We start from the raw sequence: 18,806 nt of genomic DNA on the forward strand, positions 1-18,806 counted from the left end.
GCAGGATCGGTATACGTAGCGCGCATATCGAGGACGCCCACGCTCATGTCGTACCGGTCGGCCGGCCTGTTCGACGGAGGGTGTCGACCACGATCGCCCAACGGTCGGGCGTCATCTCGTCGCCGGGCCGGAGGAAGCTGGCGTCGTGGAAGACGACCCCGGCTTCCCCGAGCAACCGGAGGTGCCCTGCGTAGGCGGGGTGGGCGGCGAGAGTCGCCTTCACCCGGGGAAAGGCGTGGACCGGCAGGCCGGTGCCGATCGCCTCGTTGAGGATGCCCAGCGCCAGCGTGTCACTCGCCCCGACCGCCCACTTGTTCACCGTGTTGAAGGTGACCGGAACGACCAGCAGCGCGTCGGCCGGTGGATGAGGCTCCGTATCACCGGGCCTGCGCCACTCCGCCCGTACCGGATAGCCGGTCTGTTCCTGCAACGCCGACCGGTCGAGCCAGGACGCCGCGACCGGGGTGGCGATGAGGCACACCGTCCACCCGTCCGCCATCAGCAGGTCGACGAGTTCGCCGATGCGGTCCACCGGCGGGGCCGCGCAGACCACGAGATGCAGCACTCCCCGATCATTCATGCCAGCAGTGTCACCCACGGGCGGGCGGGTCCATCCGCGTAGTCGGTCGGATACGGTGCGCGCATGCCGCTCACGATCAGCACCGCATAACGGAACCCCTGGTCAGCGGCGATGGTCGACGGCATGGCCCGGGGCGGGTGCCGGGCTCCGGGGTGGTGTCGACCCGAACGACACGACCTCGTCCCCGCCCGCCCCGGCGTCCGTCCACCTTCCGCGACGCACAGGGGCGCAGACACGATGACCACCAGGGCAGACATCCCCGACGGGGACCGGCCACCCGGCGACGACAAGCCGGAGCGGGACGCCTGCGGCATGACACCGGCCGAGATCGTCCGCCGCTGGTTGCGGCTGGTGACGGCGGACGCGGAGCTGTCGCCGTACCTCATCGGGGTGGATCGGGTCCGGCTTGCCGGGCACCTGACGGCGGGCGTGACCGCCGCGCTCGTCGGGGAGCCGGCGGACGCCTGGGGTGGGCTCGGCCTGTCCGAGGAGCAGCACCGGCGCATCGGTGACTACCTGGTCGGAGTGTGCTGGGCGGCGGACCTGCCCGACGGGTTGATCGCCCAGGTGCGCCGGGCGGTGGCCCGATGAGCGCCGCCCACCACCCGCCGCCGGAGCGGTCCGCCGCGCTGCCGCAGGTGACGCGGGCCGACACCGCCGAGCCGGCGGGGTGGGCCGGCGACAGCGTGCCGGCCCGGGTGATCGATCACGACCGGCCCTGCCCCGGCACCGCCATCCTGACCGTCCGCCCCTGGTCGCGGCTGCCGCACCGCCCCGGCCAGGCCGTCCCCGTGCACACCCCACACCACCCCGGCCGGTGGCGCTGGTACTCCCCCGCCAACGCCCCACGCCCCGACGGCACCATCGAGCTACATGTCCGCGCGGTGCCCGCCGGCGCCGTCTCGGCCAGCCTCGTCAACGAGGTACGCCCCGGCGACCTGCTGCACCTCGGCCCACCTCGCGACACCGGCCTGCACCTGCGCGACGGTGACCTGCTGCTGGTCGCGGGCGGCACCGGCCTGGCCCCACTGCGCGCCCTGGTCGAACAGGTCGCCGCCGCCCCCGACGGCCGCCGGGTCACCCTGATCGCCGCCACCCGCACCTTCACCGACCTGTACGACGCGATCACCCTCGACACACTCCAGCAGGCCCACGACTGGCTGACCATCGTGCCCGCCTTCTCCCACGACCCGCACGCCGCGCCGGCCGAGCAGGGCGACGCGCTCACCCTCGCCCTGCGCCACCACCGACCCCACCACCAGGTGTACGTCTGCGGCCCACCAGCGCTTCTCGACGACGCCCGCCGCCAGCTACCCCTCGCCGGGGTACCCGTAGACCGCCTCCACCTGCCCGAACCACCACGCCGCACGAAGACGCACCGCTGACGCGCGACCACCACCGACGATGTGGGTGCCCTGCTGCACCGGCTCAGGAGCGGGCGAGCCGGCGCAGCAGCGAATCCGCGCCCAGCGGGTACGCCCCGTGCCGGCGTACCCCGTCGGCGACCTCCCGGTCGGAGGAGACCACCACCACCGGACGGCCGGGCGGTTCGGCCCGGACCAGCCGGCGGATCAGCTCGTCGGCGGTTTCGCCCTTGCGGGAGAAGAGCACCCGCACCCCGCGCGGGGTGGGCGGCAGCCCGTGCATCCGTTCCGCCCCGTCGAAGACCACGGTCACCTCGTCACCGGTCTGCGCGGCGATCCCGCCCAGCCCGGTGATCAGCCGTTTGCGCTGCTGTTCCAGGGACATCTCGCCGAATCCGCGCTTGGTGACGTTGTAGCCGTCGACGACCAGGTGGGCGCGGGGCAGGGCGAGGAGTTGGTCCAGTCGGGCCGGGTCGTCGGTGTCCCGGGCGCGGGCGGCCGGCCCGCCCTGGGTGGTGACCGGGGCGTCGGTGAAGGCGTCGGCCACGAAGTCGGCGGGGAGCTTGTCCACCGGGTCCAGGGCCAGCTCCCGGCGTAGCCCCACGGCGGCCTGACCGATCGTCTCCAGCAGCAGCCACAGCCGGGCGTCGTCGACCGAGCGGGCTTCCTTGGCGCTGGCCTTGGCCACCCCCGCCGCCGCCTCGGCCTCGGCCAGCCGGGCCCGCGCGCGGCGCAGTTCGGCGTCGGTGTCGGCGGCGGCCCGGGTGGCCCGGCCACGTTCGGTGGCGAGCAGCTCGTTGGCCCGGCGTTCCCGGGCCTGGGTCTCCCGCAGGCTGCGCTGGAGCTGGCGGCTTTCCTCCCGGAGCTGGCCCAGCTCCTCGCGGACCCGGGCCAGCTCGTCGCGGAGCTTGTCCGCCTCCACCCGGGCCACCGCCCGGTCGTGCTCGGCGCGGGTGGCCCGCTGCTCGGCCTCCCGGACCAGCTCGGCGACGACGGCACTGTCCGCCTCGGCGCGGACCACCGCGCCGCTGGTGTCGATCAGCTCCCGCCAACCCCGGGGACGGACCAGGTAGGCCAGGGCGGCCACCTCGACCGGGTCGGCGGCGGCCGGCGCGGTGCCCTCGACGACGGCCGCGCCGAGGTCACCGGCGTCGGTCAGCACCCGGGCGGTGACCCGCTGCCGGAACAGCGGGTCGGCGGTGAGCTGGGCGGCGATCACCGAGCCACCGAGCCGGGCCCGGCGGTTCGGGGCGAACTTCGCCACCCGGCGCAGCGGCACCGGCACCTCGTCGGCGGGCAGACCGGGCAGGACGGCGGCGGTGAGGGCCACGATCCGCTGCCGGACCGGCTCGGGCAGGACGGGCTCCGGCTCCGGCAGCCCGGCCCCGGGCTCACCGTCGTCGGATTCGTCGGGCGTGGGCAGGGCTGGCTCCGGCTCGGGCAGGCCGGGCGCGGACTCCGGCTCGGGCAGGGTGGGTCCGGGCTCGGGTGCCCCCGCACCCAGGTCCCCGCCGGCCTCGGGCACGGCGGCGGACGACCCCTCCTCCGGGAGGCGGTCGTCGTGCGGCTCGGTGAGGGGCATGGGGCAAGTCTCCCACCGCGACCGGGCCCACCGCCGGTTGAGTGAGCCGATCTCTCATCCTATGCCGGCCGGGGCCCCTGGGGCTGCGGTGACGCGAGTGTCGCACCGAACGGTTAGCCTGCCGCCCGTGGCACCTGGGGAGTACGTCCAGCAGACCCTGGCCGGTCTGGACCAGTCGGCCGGCGGCGTCGATCCGGCCCTGCCGCTGTACGCGACGACGTTCGTGGTGGTCGACCTGGAGACCACCGGCGGCTCACCCGACGGCGGGGGCATCACCGAGATCGGCGCGGTCAAGGTGCGGGGCGGCGAGGAGCTGGGGGTGCTCGCCACCCTGGTCAACCCGGGGGTGCCGATCCCGCCGTTCATCACCGTGCTGACCGGCATCACCCAGGCCATGCTGGTCCCCGCCCCGCCGATCGAGGAGGTCCTGCCGAGCTTCCTGGAGTTCGTCGCCGACGCGGTGCTGGTGGCCCACAACGCGCCGTACGACGTGGGCTTCCTCAAGGCCGCCTGCGCGAAGCACGGCTACCGCTGGCCCAACCCCCGGGTGCTGGACACGGCGGCCCTGGCCCGCCGGGTGCTCAGCCGCGACGAGGTGCCCAACCGCAAGCTGGGCACCCTGGCCGCCTACTTCCGCACCGCCACCCAGCCCACCCACCGGGCGCTCGACGACGCCAAGGCGACGGTGGACGTACTGCACGGGCTGATCGCCCGGCTCGGCGGGCACCGGGTCGACACGGTCGGCGACGCGATCGAGTTCGCCCGCGCGGTCACCCCCACCCAGCGGCGCAAGCGGCACCTCGCCGACGGGCTACCCAAGGCGCCCGGGGTCTACATCTTCCGGGCCGCCGACGACCGGCCGCTCTACGTCGGCACCTCCGGGGACATCGCCACCCGGGTGCGCAGCTACTTCACCGCCGCCGAGAAGCGGGCCCGGATGTCGGAGATGCTGGCCGCCGCCGAGCGGGTGGAGGCGGTCGAGTGCGCCCACCCGCTGGAGGCGGAGGTGCGCGAGCTGCGCCTGATCGCCGCGCACGCGCCGCCGTACAACCGGCGGTCGAAGTATCCGGAACGGATGGTGTGGCTCAAGCTCACCGGCGGGCCGTACCCCCGGTTGTCGGTGGTGCGCGGCCTGGCCCCCGGTGACACCGCCTACCTGGGTCCGTTCCGCTCCACCCGGGCCGCCGAGCTGGCCGCCGCCGGGTTCCACGACGCGGTGCCGCTGCGCCAGTGCACCCACCGGCTCTCACTGCGCACGATCACACCGGCCTGCGCGCTGGCCGAGCTGGGCCGCTGCCCGGCACCCTGCGAGCACCGGATCACCCCGCAGGAGTACGACGACCGCGCCGTCGCGCCGTTCCGCACCGCCACCACCAGTGACCCGCAGGTGGTGGTGGACGCCCTGCTGGCCCGGATCGAGGCGCTGTCGACGGCGCAGCGCTACGAGGAGGCGGCGGTGGTGCGGTCCCGGCTGGCGGCGGTGCTGCGGGCCTCCGTCCGGATGCAGCGGCTGGCCGCGTTGACCCGGATCGCCGAGGTGGCCGCCGCCCGACCCGCCACCGGGGGTGGCTGGGAGCTGGCGCTGGTCCGGTACGGGCGGCTCGCCGGTGCCGGGGTTTCCCCGCCGGGTGTCCATCCGCGACCGACGATCACCGCGATCCGGGCCACCGCCGAGACGGTGGAACCGGGTGGGCACGGGCCGGTGCCCCGGGCCACCGCCGAGGAGACCGAGCGGATCCTGTCCTGGTTGGAGCGACCGGAGACCCGGCTGGTGGAGATGACGTCCGTTTGGTCGTCCCCGGTGGCCGGCGCGGGGCGGTTCCGTGACCTGCTGGTCAAGGCCGAGGGCGGCGGGTCCCACCAACTCTCGACCGAACGCCCATGAGCAAGTGACCGATCGGACGACCTCGCCTCGCTTAGTCTGTTAAGGGAGTGCAGTCCTGCCCGTTTCGTGGGCCTGCTTCCGGTTGCCGGTGACGGTGACCGTGGAGCCGGGGTGAGGAGGTGTCCCACGTGGACGTCGACGCCGGACACGGCGCCGCCCTGGGGGGTGCGCTCCCGGCCCAGCCGGGTGAGTTGCCCCTGGCCCGGCGGCTCCGGTCCCTGTTGAGTTGGCCGGCCAACGACGCCGACCCGGTGACCCAGCTCGTCCGTACCCACCGCGGCATCCACTCCAGCGCGGACGCCTCGGTGCTGCGCCGGGCGTACACGATCGCCGAGAACATGCACCGCGGTCAGTTCCGCAAGAGCGGCGAGCCCTACATCACCCACCCGCTGGCGGTCGCCCAGATCTGTGCCGACCTCGGGATGGACACCACCACCCTGGTCGCGGCGCTGCTGCACGACACGGTGGAGGACACCCGCTACACCCTCCAGGCGCTCAGCGAGGACTTCGGCCACGAGGTGGCGCACCTGGTCGACGGGGTGACCAAGTTCGACAAGGCGTTCTACGGCAAGGCCGCCGAGGCGGAGACGATCCGCAAGATGATCATCGCGGCCGGCAAGGACGTCCGGGTGCTGATCATCAAGCTGGCCGACCGGCTGCACAACATGCGTACCCTCGGGGTCCGCTCGGCCGCCTCCCGGGAGCGGATCGCCCGCAAGACCCAGGAGGTCCTGGTCCCGCTCTGCGACCGGCTCGGCATCCAGACCCTCAAGCGTGACCTGGACGACGTGGTGCTGCTGCACCTGGAGCCCGACGAGCACGCCCGGCTGGCCCGGCACGTGCACGACCGGCCCGGCTGGGACGCCTACCTCGACGACGTGGTGGCCCAGGCCAAGGTGGCGCTGCGCCGCAGCCGGGTGGACGCCGAGGTGAGCGTTCGCCCCCGGCACCTCTACTCGATCTGGAAGGACACCGTGGCCGGCGGGCACGCCCAGCCGTACGACCTGCCCCGGATCGTGATCGTGGTCGACGGCCCGGCCACCGACTGTTACGCCGCCCTCGGCGCGGTGCACGGCCGCTGGCGGCCGGTCTCCGGCCGGTTCAAGGACTTCATCGCCTCCCCCAAGAACAACCTCTACCGCTCCCTGCACACCAGCGTCTGCGGCCCGCAGAACCGCACCGTCGAGGTGCTGATCCGCACCCGGGAGATGCACCGTTGCGCCGAGTACGGCGTGGCCGCCGACTTCCGCTTCCCCCGCGCCGCCACCGGGGCCAGCAACACCGACCAGCTCTCCTGGCTGCGCCGGGTGCTCGACTGGGAGCAGGAGGCCCCCGACCCGGCCCAGTTCCTCCAGTCGCTGCGGTGCGACCTGGCCGAGGCGCAGATCCAGGTGGTCGCCGACGGCCGGCAGGTGGTGCTCCCGGCCGGGGCCACCCCGATCGACCTGGCCTACGAGCTGGGCACCGAGCGGGGCGACCACTGCCTCGCCGCGCGGATCAACGGCCGGCTCGCCCCACTGGCGTCCGAACTGGACGAGGGCGACGTGGTGGAGATCTACTCGGAGAGCAGCGTCGCGAGCGGCTTCGAGGCGGACGTCGCCCCCCGGGGCCCCCGCCGCGAGTGGCTCGACTTCGTCAAGTCGCCGCACGCGCAGATGCAGATCAGCCGCTGGTTCACCGAGCACGTCGAGCCGGGCATCTCCATCGCCGACAAGGTCCGCCTCGGCCGGGCCACCATCGGCCTGGCGCTGCGTACGCACAACCGGGGGCTGGCCAGCGACCTGCCGTTGCTGCGGCTGTCGGAGGAGCTCGGCTACCCCGACCTGGAGACCCTGTTGGTCGCGGTCTTCGACCGGGCGGTCGAACCGGACACCGTGGTCCGTCAGCTCATCGACCTGGTCGACCATCGACAGTGAGTCCCTGGCCGGGTGACCGGTCGCCCCGCACCCCACGGCAGCACGCCGACGGCCTAGCCTGGAGCGATGATCCTCCGTTCCCGCGCCACCGGCCGGGCCGTGGCGTACAAGGTCTTCTACCGGCTGCCGGTCTCGGTGCGGCGTCGCCTGGTCCGGCTCGCCGGGCCGAAGTACGTCGTCGGCGCGGTGACCCTGGTCCGGGACAGCGAGGCCGACGGCGCCGGCCGCCTGCTGCTGCTGCGCCAACCCCCCGGGCACAGTTGGACGCTACCCGCCGGCCTGCTCCAACGCGGTGAGACCCCGGTCGTCGGCGCGGCCCGCGAACTGCACGAGGAGTCCGGGGTCCGGCTCGCCCCGGAGCAGCTCCGCCCGGCCGTGCCGAACGCCGTGGTGCACACCCGGGGTTGGGTGGACATGGTCTTCGAGGCGGAGGTGCCCGCCGCCACCACCACCCTGGCCGTCGACGGCGCGGAGGTCTTCGAGGCCGCCTGGCACCCGCTGGACGACCTGCCCCGGCTGAGCCGGGCCACCGCCAACCTGCTCGGCCACTACGGCATCGGGCCGCAGGCCGGCCAGCCGACGACGTGACCGCCCCGGACGGCCTGTGCGCGGTGGTGCTCGCCGCCGGTGAGGGCACCCGGCTGCGCCCGCTCACCGCCCGGGTGCCCAAGGCGCTCTGCCCGGTCGGCAACGTGCCGCTGCTGGACCGGGCCCTGCACCGGCTCGCCGGGCTGGGCCTGACCGGGCCCCGGCGGGTCGCGGTGAACGCCTGTTACCTGGCCGACCAGGTGGTGGCGCACGTCAGCGACCGGGCGCACCTGTCGGTGGAGCCGGGTGACCCGTTGGGCACCGCCGGTGGCCTGGGCAACCTGCGGGACTGGATCGCCGGTCGGGGGGTGCTGGTCGGCAACGCCGACGCCTACCTGGCCGATCCGGGGGCCGCCCCCGGCCCCGACATCGCGGCGCTGCTGGCCGGGTGGGACTTCCACTCCGTACGGCTGCTGGGTCGGCCGGCGCCCGACCCGCGCGCGCCCGGCACCTTCGACGGGCACGTCTTCACCGGCTTCTCCCTGCTGCCCTGGCACCGGGTGCGCGAGCTGCCGGCCAGCTTCGGTGACCTGGTCCGCGCGGTGTGGCGGCCGGCGGAGGCGGCCGGCGAGCTGACCGTGGTGCCGTACCCGGGCACGTTCTTCGACACCGGCACGCCCGCCGACTACCTGGCGGCCAACCTGCACGCCGCCGGCGACGACGCCCTGATCGCCCCGGACGCCACCGTCACCGGTCGGGTCCGGCACGCGGTGGTCGGCGCTTGCGCGGTGGTACGCGGCGACGTGGAGCGCGTGGTGGTCTGGCCCGGCGCGACGGTCGGCCCGGACGAACGGCTCCGCGACGCGATCCGGGCCGACGACGGGCTCTCCGTCGCCGCCCCACCAGGCGGACGTTGATCACCGGTGTCAGAATCACCAGCATGCAGCCCTCCGTGCCTCGGATCCCCCTGTCGGTCGGCTACCGGTCGAGCCGTACCGGTCGGGTCGTCTCGTTGCTGGTGCTGGGTGTCATCCTGACTGTCGGTTGCGGTTGTGTCGGCGCCTTCATCGGCACCGGCATCAACGCGGCCGGCGGCAACGACACCTCGGGCAGCGCGGCGGTGCCGGCGATCGCCGCGCTGGTGTCGGCCGGGCTGGTCCTGCTCCTCATCGGCCTGCTGGTGACCAGCATCGTGCGCAGCGGCGCCTGGTTGGAGGGCAGCCGGCTCACCGTGGTCGGGCTCACCACGAAGAGCGTCGACCTGCGGGCCGCCCGGTCGGTGTCGCTGCACGCGGCGGCCGTCGCGCAGACCGGCGTCTCCAGTGACGGTTCGCTGGTCGCCACCGGCGCGGTCACCCGGACCCCGGTGCTCACCGTCACCGCCGACTCCGGCACCGTCAAGCTGGGGCTGCGCAGCAGGGAGAGCCTGCTCATCCCGCCGCCCGAGATGTACGCCCTGGCCGCCGCGCTGGACACCGCCCGCTGCCCCGGGGCGGCGGAGGCGGCCGCCTGGCTGCGCGCCATGGCCGCCGACCCGCGCACCATGCTGCTCTGACCGGCAGCCGGGTCCACCGGAGGGCCGCCCGCGGGCGGCGAGGGCGGCACTAGCATGGTCGACGACACCAGGCCGGCGTCGCGCCGGGCACGACGAACGGAGAATCGTCCAGTGATCACCGCGATCGTCCTGATCGACTGCGCCACCGACTCGATCCCCGAGGTGGCCGAGAACCTGGCCAACCTGCCCGGTGTCAGCGAGGTCTACTCGGTGGCCGGACACGTCGACCTGATCGCCATCGTCCGGGTCCGGGAGTTCGAGCAGATCGCCCAGGTCATCGCCGGCAGCATCTCCAAGGTGCCGGGGGTGCTCAACACCGAGTCGCACATCGCCTTCCGCGCGTACTCCCAGCACGACCTGGAGGAGGCGTTCGCGATCGGCCTGGCCAGCGCCGACTGACCGACGCCCGGACAGGCGACGGTGGCCGGCCCCTGGGGACCGGCCACCATCAGGTGGTACGAGAGGTCAGCTGTTGCCCGGAACGGGCGTCTCGGTGGTGCCGCCCGGTTCCGGCGACTCCGTGCCGCCGCCCGGGGTCGGGGACCCGGTCGTGCCACCCGGTGCCGGCGTACCGCTGCCACCCGGGCTCGCGGTGCCGCTGGCGCTGGTCTGCGGGACCGGGATGCCCAACTCCTGGGCCAGGGCCACCAGCGCGTCGTAGTGCGCCTGCAACACCGGCAGGGCGTCCTGCGCCAACTGGACCACCGACTGCTCGGAGCCCTGCGAGATCTCGGTCTGGGTGGCCTGGATGGCCTGCACGTGACCGGCCAGCTCAGCGGTCACCCAGGCCTTGTCGAACGCGGCGCCCTTGAGGCCGTTGAGCTTGTCGATCACCTTCTGCTGATCGGCTGTCGGCGCGTTCGGCAGGGTCACGTTCAGCTGCTGCGCGGTGCTCTGCACCGTCTGGTCGAGCTGGGTGTGATCCGTGACGAACTGCTGCCCCAACTGCTTGACCTGCTCGTTCTGCCCCTTCTTCTGGGCCAGGTTCCCGGTGACGATCTCCGCCAGGTTGACCTGGTGCACCGCCTGCAGGTACTGGGTGTCCTGCGCCGACGGTTGCGCGGCGGCCTGCGCGGCAGCCGCGGGTGCCAGGCCGACCACCGCCAGCGTGGCCAGCAGTCCCAGGCGTTTGATACCCAACATGTTTCCTCCCCGTTTTCGGTGGACCGCACGGATACCCGACTGGCGAGGGTTAATCCTGGCTTTCCACCCGTTGGGGTCCGGCCGCGCCGGCCCGCCGGCCGGAAAACGGACACCGCACCGCACGCCCCCACCGCACCGGAGCGGATACGGACGAGGCGGGCCGGGATACGGACGAGGCGCCCGCCGGAATCCTCCGGCGGGCGCCTCGGTCGCGTGGTACGGGCAGGTCAGCGGCGGGAATCTCCGCTGCCGATCTCCTCCCGCTCCGGGCGGGGTTCCACCGGCGGGTGCCCCGGCGAGACCGGTGCCTCGACCGGCTTCTCGATCGGGTAGAAGAAGCCCCGGATCGCCGGGCCGAGCGCCCCGAGCCGGTTCATCTTCTTCGGCACCACCCAGCCGACGTAGTCCAACTCGCCGTGCCCGTGGCCGTCACCGGCGCTGAGCGGCTGGTGGACCTCCTCGAACCGGCCGTCGGGCAGGCGGCGGATGATGCCGGTCTCCACGCCGTGGGCCAGCACCTCCCGGTCGTGCTGCTGGAGCCCGAGGCAGATCCGGTAGGTGACGTAGTACGCCACCGGCGGGACGATCAGCAGGCCGATCCGGCCCGCCCAGGTCATCGCGTTCAGGCTGATGTGGAACTTGTCGGCGATCACGTCGTTCGCGCCGGAGAGGGTCAGCACGATGTAGAAGGCGACGGCCATCGCGCCCACCGCGGTCCGGGCCGGGACGTCCCGGGGCCGCTGGAGCAGGTTGTGGTGCCGGTAGTCCTTGAGCTGCCGGGCCTCCACGAACGGATAGAGCGTGGAGAGGCCGACCAGGATGCCGGGCAGGACGACCGTCGGCCAGAACAGCGGCGGGATGACGTACCCGTTGCCGATCGGGATGTTGATCTCCCAGGCCGGCATCAGTCGGGTCGAGCCGTCGAGGAACATGACGTACCAGTCGGGCTGGCTGGCGGCCGAGACCACCCACGCCTCGTACGGGCCGAAGTACCAGATCGGGTTGATCTGGAACAGGCCGCCCATCAGCGCGATCACGCCGAAGACGACCATGAAGAAGCCGCCCTGCTTGAGCGCGTAGCGGGGGAACATCCGCTCGCCGACCACGTTGTCGTTGGTCCGGCCGGGGCCGGGCCACTGGGTGTGCTTCTGCTTGAACACCAGGCCCAGGTGGGCGCTGATCAACGCGACCAGCAGACCCGGGATGAGCAGCACGTGGGCGATGAAGAACCGGCTGATGATGATCTCACCGGGGAACTCGCCGCCGAAGATCGACGAGGTGACCCAGGAGCCGATCACCGGGATCGACAGCATGATGCCGGAGGCGATCCGCAGGCCGGTGCCGGACAGGCCGTCGTCCGGCAGCGAGTAGCCGGAGAAACCGGCGAGGAAGCCGACCCAGAACAGCAGCGACCCGATGATCCAGTTGGTCTCCCGCGGCTTGCGGAACGCGCCGGTGAAGAAGACCCGCATCATGTGCACCACGATCGCGGCCATGAACAGCAGCGCGGACCAGTGGTGCATCTGCCGCATGATCAGGCCACCCCGGACATCGAACGAGATGTCCAGGCTGGAGGCGTACGCGGCGGACATCGGGGTGCCCCGCAGCGGGGCGTAACTGCCGTTGTAGACCACCTCGGTCATCGCCGGCTCGTAGAAGAAGGTCAGGAAGACGCCGGTCAGCAGCAGCACGACGAACGAGAAGAGCGCGATCTCGCCGAGCAGGAACGACCAGTGGTCCGGGAAGACCTTGTTGAGCAGCTTGCGCAACGGGGTGGCGACCTGGAAGCGGTCGTCCACTCCCCCGGCGGCCTTGCCCGGCACCGCTGCTACGTCAAACTTTCGGCGCTTCATGGCCGCTCCCAGAAGTCGGGGCCGACGGTTTCGGTGTAGTCGGACTTCGCCACGAAGAAGCCTTCCTCGTCCACCTCGATCGGCAGCTGGGGCAGCCGCCGGCTCGCCGGGCCGAAGACCGGACGGGCGTTGTCGGTGATCAGGAACTGGCTCTGGTGACACGGGCAGAGCAGCCGGTTGGTCTGCTGCTCGTACAGGCTCGCCGGGCAGCCGGCGTGCGTGCAGATCTTGGAGTACGCCGCGTAGTTGCCCCACATGTAGTCACCGTGACCGACCCGCGAGTTGGCCTGCCGGGACTTCTCCGCGTCGGACTCCCGCAGGTGGATCAGCAGCGTCGGCGAGTCGGCGTGCTTGTTGCTCACGCCGTGCTCGATGCCGGGGAAGACGGTCAGCTGACCACCGGTGCTGACGTCGGCGGGCCGGATCGGCCGGCCGTCCTCGCGGACCAGCCGGATCTTCTTGCCGTCGGCCGGCGCGAACCCGGTGGTGAACATCTGGTTGTTCTTGTGCGGGTTGGAGATCAGGCCACCGACCAGCGGGGCCGCCGCGACCGCACCGACCGGCAGCAGGCCGGCGACCAGCGAGACACCGAGCAGCGGACGACGCCGTACCCCCATCTCGTCGGCGAGGTAGAGCATCGTCTCGCCGGTGATCTTCCGGTCCTCCGCCGACCCGGGACCGTCGTGCCGGTCCTGGATCGAGACCTCCTTGGGCAGCAGCTTCTTACCCCAGGTGAGGATGCCGAAGCCGATGCCGAGCAGGGCGACACCCAGGGTGAGGCCGAGCAGCGGGGTGTACCACTTGTCACCGCCGCGACCCGGCTCGTACTCCCAGGGCCACCAGATGTAGACGACCAGGAACGCGGTGGCGGCCAGGCCGGTGAGCAGGAACATCGCCGCGACCGTACGGGTCAGCCGGCGCTCGGCCTTGCTGCCCGGGACGACCTGCTCCTCGTAGTGGACGATCTCGATGTCGTCCCGGCGGGCGCCCTCGGTGACGATGTCGAACCGGGAGAGCCGGGGGTCGTGGACGTCGAGCGGCTCCCGACCCTGCGGGGCGTGCTGCTCGGTCTGGGTGCTCATGCCGTCACCTCGCTACGGGCGGTGCCGGCGCACGGCACCACGGCAATGCTGTTGACGATCCGCTCGGTCACGACTTGCCCGCAATCCACAGGCTCGCGAAGACCAGCGCGACGATGCCCACCAGGAAGATCGCCAGACCCTCGGTGGACGGGCCGTACCGGCCGAGGTTGAAGCCACCCTGGTCCTGGTCGGCCTTCAGGGACTCCTGGATGTAGGCGATGATGTCCGCCTTCTGCTCCGGGGTGATCTGGTTGTCGCCGAACACCGGCATGTTCTGCGGGCCGCTGAGCATCGCGGCGTAGATCTGCGCGTCGCTGGCCGGTGCGAGGCTCGGGGCGTACTTGCCCGAGGAGAGCGCGCCGCCGCCGCCGCCGAAGGCGTGGCACTGCGAGCAGTTGATCCGGAACAGCTCGCCGCCGGTGGCGAGGTTGGCGCCCTCGCGGAGGTTGCCCTGCGGGACCTGCGGGCCGCCGCCGAGCTCCTGGATGTACTGGCCGAGCTGGCGGACCTGCTCGTCGGTGAAGACCGGCGGCTTGCGCATGGCCTGCGCTTCCTGCCGGGCCATCGGCATCCGACCGCTGCTGACCTGGAACTCCACCGAGGCGGAGCCGACACCGATCAGGCTCGGGCCACGACCCTCGACGCCCTGGGCGTTGCGGCCGTGGCAGGTCACGCAGCTCACGTCGAACAGCGCCCGACCCTCGGCTGCGGCACCGGTCAGCGGCGGGTTTTCCTGCGCCTGCACGCCGGGGGCGAAGACGGTGTAGGCGCCGCCGGCCAGCGTCAACGCGGCGATCAGCCGGAACGCCGCGCCCAGCCGGCGGCGGCCCCTGCTGCGCGCCGCGGGCCGCCCGCGCAGGCGCGCGAGCAGACCGCGTCGGCGGTCGTTGTCAGAAGTCATGACCTGTGTCCTTAACCGGTTGGACCTTGTCTCAGGGGACGGAGCAGCGGCGCGGAACGTGACACGCCAAGATCACTGAAGCCAGTAGATCATGGCGTAGAGCCCGATCCACACGACGTCGACGAAGTGCCAGTAGTACGACACGACGATCGCCGACGTGGCCTGGGCCGGGGTGAAGCGGCCCATGGTCGTGCGGATCATGAAGATGATGAAGGCGATGAGACCGCCGGTCACGTGCAGGCCGTGGAAGCCGGTGGTCAGGTAGAACATCGACCCGTAACCGTCTTCGTTGATCTTCACGCCCTCGTGCACCAGGGTCAGGTACTCGTTCGCCTGGCCGAGCACGAAGATCAGGCCCATCACGAAGGTGAGCGTGAACCAGCGCCGCAGGGCGTGGACGTCACCCTTCTCGGCCGCGAAGACACCGAGCTGGCAGGTCACCGAGGACAGCACCAGGATCACCGTGAAGGTGGTCGCATAGGGGATGTTGAGTACCTCGGTGTGCTTCTCCCACTGCTCCGGCGCCGCCGCACGGATCGAGAAGTACATCGCGAACAGCGCCGCGAAGAACATGAGTTCGCTGGAGAGCCACACGATCGTCCCGACGCTGACCATGTTGGGCCGCGTCAGAGAGTGGATCCGGCTCTTGTCAATGGCTGGGGCCGCAGTCACGCGGTCATTATTGCCCTTGACCGGGGCGGGCGATCAGCGGGGGGCCAAACCCGGGTGAGGGATGGCCCGATCGTGGCGGTCCGGTTCGCCTGGCCTAGCCTGAAAAGCGTGCTGCACGTCGATTCGATCTTCGCCGCCACCTCGACGGCCCCGTCCACCGGCCTCGCGGCGGGCGGCGTCGAGGTACCGCCGCCGTTCGACATCACCCGGGTCTTCACCGAGACCCGGCTGGACAGCTGGCTCGCCCTGGGCCTGGTCCTCGCCGCCGGCCTCTACCTCTACGGGGTCCACCGGCTCCGGCTGCGCGGCGACCACTGGCCGGTGGTCCGTACCGTCTGCTTCCTCGGGCCGGGCCTGGGCGGCATCGCCGCGGTCACGGTCAGCGGCCTGCACGCCTACGACACCGCCCTGCTCTCGGTGCACATGGTGCAGCACATGGTGCTGTCGATGGTCTCCCCGATCTTCCTGGCCCTGGGCGCACCGATCACCCTGGCGCTGCGCACCCTGCCGGTCGGCCCGCGCAAACGGCTGCTGGCGGTGGTGCACAGCCGGATCGCCCGGATCTACAGCTTCCCGCTGGTGGCGTTCACCATCTTCGTGGTCAACCCGTTCGCGCTCTACTTCACCGACCTGTACCGCTACACCCTCGAACACGCCTGGGCGCACGAGCTGGTGCACGCGCACTTCATCATGACCGGCTGCGTGTTCTTCTGGCCGCTGCTCGGGCTGGACCCGTTGCCCGGCCGCTGGCCGTACCCGGCGCGGGCGCTGCTGATGCTGCTGTCGGTGCCGTTCCACACCGTGCTCGGGCTCACCATCATGCAGAGCACCACGCTGTTCGGCGGCGACTGGTACCCGTCGCTCAACCTGGCCTGGTCCGACCCGTGGAACGACCAGGTGGTCGCCGGCGGCGTCCTGTGGGCCGGCGGGGAGTTCGTCAGCGTGACGATGCTCGCGGTGCTGGTGGTGCAGTGGGTGAAGCAGTCCGAGCGGGAGGCCCGCCGGGTGGACCGCGAGCTGGACCGGCAGGAGGCCCGCGACCGCGCCGCCGAGGCCGCCGCCACCCCGGCCGCGGCCCCCGGAACCCCGTCCTGAGCTGCCGCGACACCCGGTCGGCCCGGGGCCGGCAGGCGGGATGTCGGGTACGCCACACCGCCCGGTACGATCAACGGCAGCAACGAGGAGTACAGCCCATGAGTGAGCGCAGCGAGCGAGTCAGGCTCAGTGCGACGGTGCCTCATCACGGCACGGAGCGAAGCGGAGTGTCGGCATGAGCGAGCGTCTCTGCACCGTCCTGCTCTACAGCGACGACGCGCAGGTCCGGGACCGGATGCGGCTGGCCGTCGGCACCCGTCCCGCCCCCGGGATCACGATCGAGTTCGTCGAGGCGTCCGACTACTTCGGCTGCGTCCGGCTGGTCGACGACTACGAGATCGACCTGATGCTGCTCGACGGCGAGGCCAGCCCCGGCGGCGGCATCGGCATCGCCCGCCAGATCAAGGACGACCGGGAAGACGCCCCGCCCACCTGCGTGGTCATCGCCCGCGCCGCCGACCGATGGCTCGCCTCGTACGCGCAGGTCGACGGCGTGCTGATGCACCCGCTCGACCCGGTGACCACCGGCACCACGGTCGCCGAGCTGCTGCGTACGCACGCCGCCGCCTGAGTCGGACGCACTCGGCGGCGTCCCTGGCGCCCGGGGTGACGGGCGCACCGTCCACCCCCACCCCACGCCCGCTCGGGAGGCCCATCATGGGCGAACGGACCTGGCCGCACCTGCTCAACGCGCTGCTGCGCGGCGACGAGCTGTCCACCGCCGACACCGCCTGGGCGATGAACGAGATCATGGCCGGCGCCGCCACCCCGGCGCAGATCGCCGGTTTCGCGGTCGCGCTGCGCGCCAAGGGCGAGACCCCCGCCGAGCTGGCCGGTCTGGTCGAGGCGATGTTCGACAACTCGGTCCGGGTGACCCTGCCGGAGGAGCTGCGCCGGACGGCGGTCGACGTGGTGGGCACCGGTGGTGACCTCGCCCACACGGTCAACATCTCGACGATGACGGCGCTGGTGGTGGCCGGTGCCGGGGTCCGGGTGGTGAAGCACGGCAACCGGGCCGCCTCGTCGCTGTGCGGCACCGCCGACCTGCTGGAGTTCTTCGGCGTGCCGCTGGATCTGGGCCCTGAGCAGGTGGCCCGGTGTGTGGCCGAGGTCGGGATCGGCTTCTGCTTCGCGGCCCGTTTCCACCCCAGCATGCGGCACACCGGCCCGGTCCGGCGGGAGATCGGCGTGCCGACCGCGTTCAACTTCCTCGGCCCGCTGACCAACCCGGCCCGGCCGCACGCCGGGGCGGTCGGCTGCTTCGACGCCCGGATGGCCCCGGTAATGGCCGAGGTCTTCGCCGGCCGGGGCGACTCGGTGATCGTGATGCGCGGCGAGGACGGCCTGGACGAGTTCACCACCGCCGCGCCCACCCGGGTCTGGGTGGCCCAGCAGGGCGCCGTCCGGGAGGCCGTGCTGGACGCGGCCGACCTCGGGGTGCCCCGGGCCACCCTGGCCGACCTACGGGGCGGTGACGCCGCGCACAACGCCGCCGTGGCCCGCCGGCTGCTCGCCGGCGAGACCGGTCCGGTACGCGACGCCGTCCTGGTCAACGCGGCCGTCGCGCTGGCCACCCAGACCCCGCTGGACGGTGACCTCACCGAGGCGGTACGCGCCGGCATGGCCCGGGCCGCCGAGTCCGTCGACTCGGGGGCGGCGGCGGCCGTCCTGGACCGCTGGGTCGACGTCGCCCGTTCCCTCTGACCCGCCGTTCAGCGCGGCCCGCTCTGACCCGCCGTTCAGCGCGGCCCGCTCCCCCGGGCCGAGCGGTGTGCCGGGCGGGGCTGGCGGGGAAGTGTCGGAGGGGCGTGGGAAACTACATGGGAGTAATTTTCCGTTTCCGGTGATGGCGGCGATGTCCATCGGCGGGTTCCGGAACGAGAGGAGACGCCCGTGTCGGACCGCGAGCTCTACTGCGACACCTGCGAGGGCGTTCAGCCGTTCGAGGTGCCGCCGTGCGCCGACGGCCACGGTGCCGACTGCCCCGAGCTGGCCTGCACCGGCTGCGGCACGGCGGTGCTGATCGCCACCTTCGCCTTCCAGCCCACCCGCCTGGCCGACCGTCGCCGCCGCCCGTCAGCCGGTCGTCACGCGGCCTGACCCCTGCCGGTCGTCACGCGGCCTGACCCCTGCCGGGCACCGCCGGCTCCCTGGTCCTGTCGGGAGATCCGGCCTGCTCAGTTGCGTGGCAGGATCACCGGATGCTCCGACTCACGGATTTCATCATCGACTGCCCGGACACCATGAGGCTGGCGGCCTTCTACGCCGCGGTGACGGGTCGCCCGGTCAGGGAGGGCAGTGACGGGGACTGGGCCGGCATCCGGTTCGGCGAGATCGAGCTGGCCTTCATCAGGGTGACGGATTACCGCGCCCCGCAGTGGCCCGACGGCGAGCACCCCAAACAGTTCCACCTCGACTTCGAGGTCGATGACATCGAGGCCGAGCAGGCCCGCGTCCTGGCCCTCGGCGCGACCCTGGCGCAGGATTTCCTCGGCCCCGAAGGCTACGGATGGCGGGTCTACACCGACCCGGTCGGTCACCCCTTCTGCCTCTGCCGCAACAGGGGTGTCACCTGGACCGACCAGGGACCCGTCTGGCCCGAGCCGGCCTGATCCACTCAGCCTGCCTGATCCACCCAGGCCGAGCCGAA

Annotated in this window: 20 protein-coding genes; 13 read left to right on the forward strand and 7 right to left on the reverse strand. The window is 72.4% G+C overall.

The window, feature by feature from the left end; translation table 11 throughout:
- Positions 1-43 precede the first annotated feature (43 nt).
- Positions 44-580 carry a flavoprotein gene (locus ACQP2H_RS22305; protein WP_357535364.1) on the reverse strand — a complete coding sequence of 179 codons (537 nt, stop codon included), beginning with the start codon at positions 578-580 and terminating at the stop codon, positions 44-46.
- A gap of 237 nt (positions 581-817) precedes the next feature.
- On the opposite strand from ACQP2H_RS22305, the gene ACQP2H_RS22310 reads away from it, so the two are divergent.
- Positions 818-1,171, forward strand: a complete 354-nt coding sequence (locus ACQP2H_RS22310; protein ID WP_357535366.1) for a hypothetical protein — start codon at positions 818-820, stop codon at positions 1,169-1,171.
- Complete coding sequence (locus ACQP2H_RS22315; RefSeq protein ID WP_433228729.1) at positions 1,168-1,965, forward strand: FAD-binding oxidoreductase; 798 nt, start codon at positions 1,168-1,170, stop codon at positions 1,963-1,965. The genes ACQP2H_RS22310 and ACQP2H_RS22315 overlap by 4 nt, the downstream gene beginning before the upstream one ends.
- A 43-nt stretch (positions 1,966-2,008) precedes the next feature.
- On the opposite strand, the gene ACQP2H_RS22320 is transcribed toward ACQP2H_RS22315, so the two are convergent.
- On the reverse strand, positions 2,009-3,526 hold the full coding sequence (locus ACQP2H_RS22320) for an NYN domain-containing protein (protein WP_357535370.1): 1,518 nt from the start codon (positions 3,524-3,526) through the stop codon (positions 2,009-2,011).
- Positions 3,527-3,653: 127 nt separating this feature from the next.
- Between ACQP2H_RS22320 and ACQP2H_RS22325 the strand changes: the two genes are divergently transcribed.
- The 6 genes from ACQP2H_RS22325 to ACQP2H_RS22350 all read left to right on the forward strand — a co-directional run bounded on the left by ACQP2H_RS22325 (position 3,654) and on the right by ACQP2H_RS22350 (position 9,809).
- Positions 3,654-5,411: a DEDD exonuclease domain-containing protein gene (locus ACQP2H_RS22325; RefSeq protein ID WP_433228731.1), complete on the forward strand. Its 1,758-nt coding sequence runs from the start codon at positions 3,654-3,656 to the stop codon at positions 5,409-5,411.
- Between the two features lie 128 nt (positions 5,412-5,539).
- Positions 5,540-7,327: a RelA/SpoT family protein gene (locus ACQP2H_RS22330; protein WP_208568810.1), complete on the forward strand. Its 1,788-nt coding sequence runs from the start codon at positions 5,540-5,542 to the stop codon at positions 7,325-7,327.
- A gap of 66 nt (positions 7,328-7,393) precedes the next feature.
- Positions 7,394-7,915: an NUDIX hydrolase gene (locus tag ACQP2H_RS22335; RefSeq protein ID WP_363818585.1), complete on the forward strand. Its 522-nt coding sequence runs from the start codon at positions 7,394-7,396 to the stop codon at positions 7,913-7,915.
- Positions 7,912-8,772 carry a sugar phosphate nucleotidyltransferase gene (locus tag ACQP2H_RS22340; protein WP_433228733.1) on the forward strand — a complete coding sequence of 287 codons (861 nt, stop codon included), beginning with the start codon at positions 7,912-7,914 and terminating at the stop codon, positions 8,770-8,772. The genes ACQP2H_RS22335 and ACQP2H_RS22340 overlap by 4 nt, the downstream gene beginning before the upstream one ends.
- 23 nt (positions 8,773-8,795) lie before the next feature.
- Positions 8,796-9,410 carry a hypothetical protein gene (locus ACQP2H_RS22345; protein ID WP_357535376.1) on the forward strand — a complete coding sequence of 205 codons (615 nt, stop codon included), beginning with the start codon at positions 8,796-8,798 and terminating at the stop codon, positions 9,408-9,410.
- Between the two features lie 111 nt (positions 9,411-9,521).
- Positions 9,522-9,809: an Lrp/AsnC family transcriptional regulator gene (locus ACQP2H_RS22350; RefSeq protein WP_208568715.1), complete on the forward strand. Its 288-nt coding sequence runs from the start codon at positions 9,522-9,524 to the stop codon at positions 9,807-9,809.
- 66 nt (positions 9,810-9,875) lie between these two features.
- On the opposite strand, the gene ACQP2H_RS22355 is transcribed toward ACQP2H_RS22350, so the two are convergent.
- The 5 genes from ACQP2H_RS22355 to ctaE form a co-directional block, all read right to left on the reverse strand.
- Positions 9,876-10,553: a DUF4142 domain-containing protein gene (locus tag ACQP2H_RS22355; RefSeq protein WP_208568716.1), complete on the reverse strand. Its 678-nt coding sequence runs from the start codon at positions 10,551-10,553 to the stop codon at positions 9,876-9,878.
- A 227-nt stretch (positions 10,554-10,780) separates the two neighbouring features.
- Positions 10,781-12,406, reverse strand: coding sequence for a cytochrome bc1 complex cytochrome b subunit (gene qcrB, locus ACQP2H_RS22360; RefSeq protein WP_219464031.1), 1,626 nt, complete (start codon positions 12,404-12,406; stop codon positions 10,781-10,783).
- Positions 12,403-13,488, reverse strand: a complete 1,086-nt coding sequence (gene qcrA / locus ACQP2H_RS22365) for a cytochrome bc1 complex Rieske iron-sulfur subunit (RefSeq protein ID WP_208568718.1) — start codon at positions 13,486-13,488, stop codon at positions 12,403-12,405. The genes qcrB and qcrA overlap by 4 nt, the downstream gene beginning before the upstream one ends.
- 67 nt (positions 13,489-13,555) lie before the next feature.
- A complete protein-coding gene (gene qcrC / locus ACQP2H_RS22370) occupies positions 13,556-14,389 on the reverse strand; it encodes a cytochrome bc1 complex diheme cytochrome c subunit (RefSeq protein WP_208568719.1) in 834 nt (277 codons plus the stop codon).
- A 72-nt stretch (positions 14,390-14,461) separates the two neighbouring features.
- A complete protein-coding gene (gene ctaE, locus ACQP2H_RS22375) occupies positions 14,462-15,061 on the reverse strand; it encodes an aa3-type cytochrome oxidase subunit III (RefSeq protein WP_067314692.1) in 600 nt (199 codons plus the stop codon).
- 108 nt (positions 15,062-15,169) lie between these two features.
- On the opposite strand from ctaE, the gene ACQP2H_RS22380 reads away from it, so the two are divergent.
- The 5 genes from ACQP2H_RS22380 to ACQP2H_RS22400 all read left to right on the forward strand — a co-directional run bounded on the left by ACQP2H_RS22380 (position 15,170) and on the right by ACQP2H_RS22400 (position 18,768).
- A complete protein-coding gene (locus ACQP2H_RS22380) occupies positions 15,170-16,156 on the forward strand; it encodes a cytochrome c oxidase assembly protein (protein ID WP_433228737.1) in 987 nt (328 codons plus the stop codon).
- A gap of 175 nt (positions 16,157-16,331) precedes the next feature.
- On the forward strand, positions 16,332-16,727 hold the full coding sequence (locus ACQP2H_RS22385) for a hypothetical protein (protein ID WP_208568721.1): 396 nt from the start codon (positions 16,332-16,334) through the stop codon (positions 16,725-16,727).
- A gap of 86 nt (positions 16,728-16,813) precedes the next feature.
- On the forward strand, positions 16,814-17,860 hold the full coding sequence (gene trpD / locus ACQP2H_RS22390) for an anthranilate phosphoribosyltransferase (RefSeq protein ID WP_433228739.1): 1,047 nt from the start codon (positions 16,814-16,816) through the stop codon (positions 17,858-17,860).
- Positions 17,861-18,049: 189 nt separating this feature from the next.
- On the forward strand, positions 18,050-18,256 hold the full coding sequence (locus ACQP2H_RS22395) for a hypothetical protein (RefSeq protein WP_357535382.1): 207 nt from the start codon (positions 18,050-18,052) through the stop codon (positions 18,254-18,256).
- A gap of 101 nt (positions 18,257-18,357) precedes the next feature.
- Entirely contained in the window at positions 18,358-18,768 is a 411-nt protein-coding gene (locus ACQP2H_RS22400; RefSeq protein WP_357535384.1) for a VOC family protein, read from the forward strand.
- Positions 18,769-18,806 lie beyond the last annotated feature (38 nt).

It is taken from the genome of Micromonospora sp. CA-248260, assembly GCF_050942205.1.
GTDB classification, from domain to species: Bacteria; Actinomycetota; Actinomycetes; order Mycobacteriales; family Micromonosporaceae; genus Micromonospora; species Micromonospora antibiotica.

What these genes read in the sequence shown, in the direction of transcription:
- ACQP2H_RS22355 (WP_208568716.1), bottom strand. Translation starts at nt 10,553, where the DNA reads ATGTTGGGTATCAAACGCCTGGGACTGCTGGCCACGCTGGCGGTGGTC.
- ACQP2H_RS22320 (WP_357535370.1), bottom strand. Translation starts at nt 3,526, where the DNA reads ATGCCCCTCACCGAGCCGCACGACGACCGCCTCCCGGAGGAGGGGTCG.
- qcrB (WP_219464031.1), bottom strand. Translation starts at nt 12,406, where the DNA reads ATGAAGCGCCGAAAGTTTGACGTAGCAGCGGTGCCGGGCAAGGCCGCC.
- qcrA (WP_208568718.1), bottom strand. Translation starts at nt 13,488, where the DNA reads ATGAGCACCCAGACCGAGCAGCACGCCCCGCAGGGTCGGGAGCCGCTC.
- trpD (WP_433228739.1), top strand. Translation starts at nt 16,814, where the DNA reads ATGGGCGAACGGACCTGGCCGCACCTGCTCAACGCGCTGCTGCGCGGC.
- ACQP2H_RS22385 (WP_208568721.1), top strand. Translation starts at nt 16,332, where the DNA reads ATGAGCGAGCGTCTCTGCACCGTCCTGCTCTACAGCGACGACGCGCAG.
- ACQP2H_RS22305 (WP_357535364.1), bottom strand. Translation starts at nt 580, where the DNA reads ATGAATGATCGGGGAGTGCTGCATCTCGTGGTCTGCGCGGCCCCGCCG.
- ACQP2H_RS22345 (WP_357535376.1), top strand. Translation starts at nt 8,796, where the DNA reads ATGCAGCCCTCCGTGCCTCGGATCCCCCTGTCGGTCGGCTACCGGTCG.
- qcrC (WP_208568719.1), bottom strand. Translation starts at nt 14,389, where the DNA reads ATGACTTCTGACAACGACCGCCGACGCGGTCTGCTCGCGCGCCTGCGC.
- ACQP2H_RS22400 (WP_357535384.1), top strand. Translation starts at nt 18,358, where the DNA reads ATGCTCCGACTCACGGATTTCATCATCGACTGCCCGGACACCATGAGG.
- ACQP2H_RS22310 (WP_357535366.1), top strand. Translation starts at nt 818, where the DNA reads ATGACCACCAGGGCAGACATCCCCGACGGGGACCGGCCACCCGGCGAC.
- ACQP2H_RS22335 (WP_363818585.1), top strand. Translation starts at nt 7,394, where the DNA reads ATGATCCTCCGTTCCCGCGCCACCGGCCGGGCCGTGGCGTACAAGGTC.
- ACQP2H_RS22315 (WP_433228729.1), top strand. Translation starts at nt 1,168, where the DNA reads ATGAGCGCCGCCCACCACCCGCCGCCGGAGCGGTCCGCCGCGCTGCCG.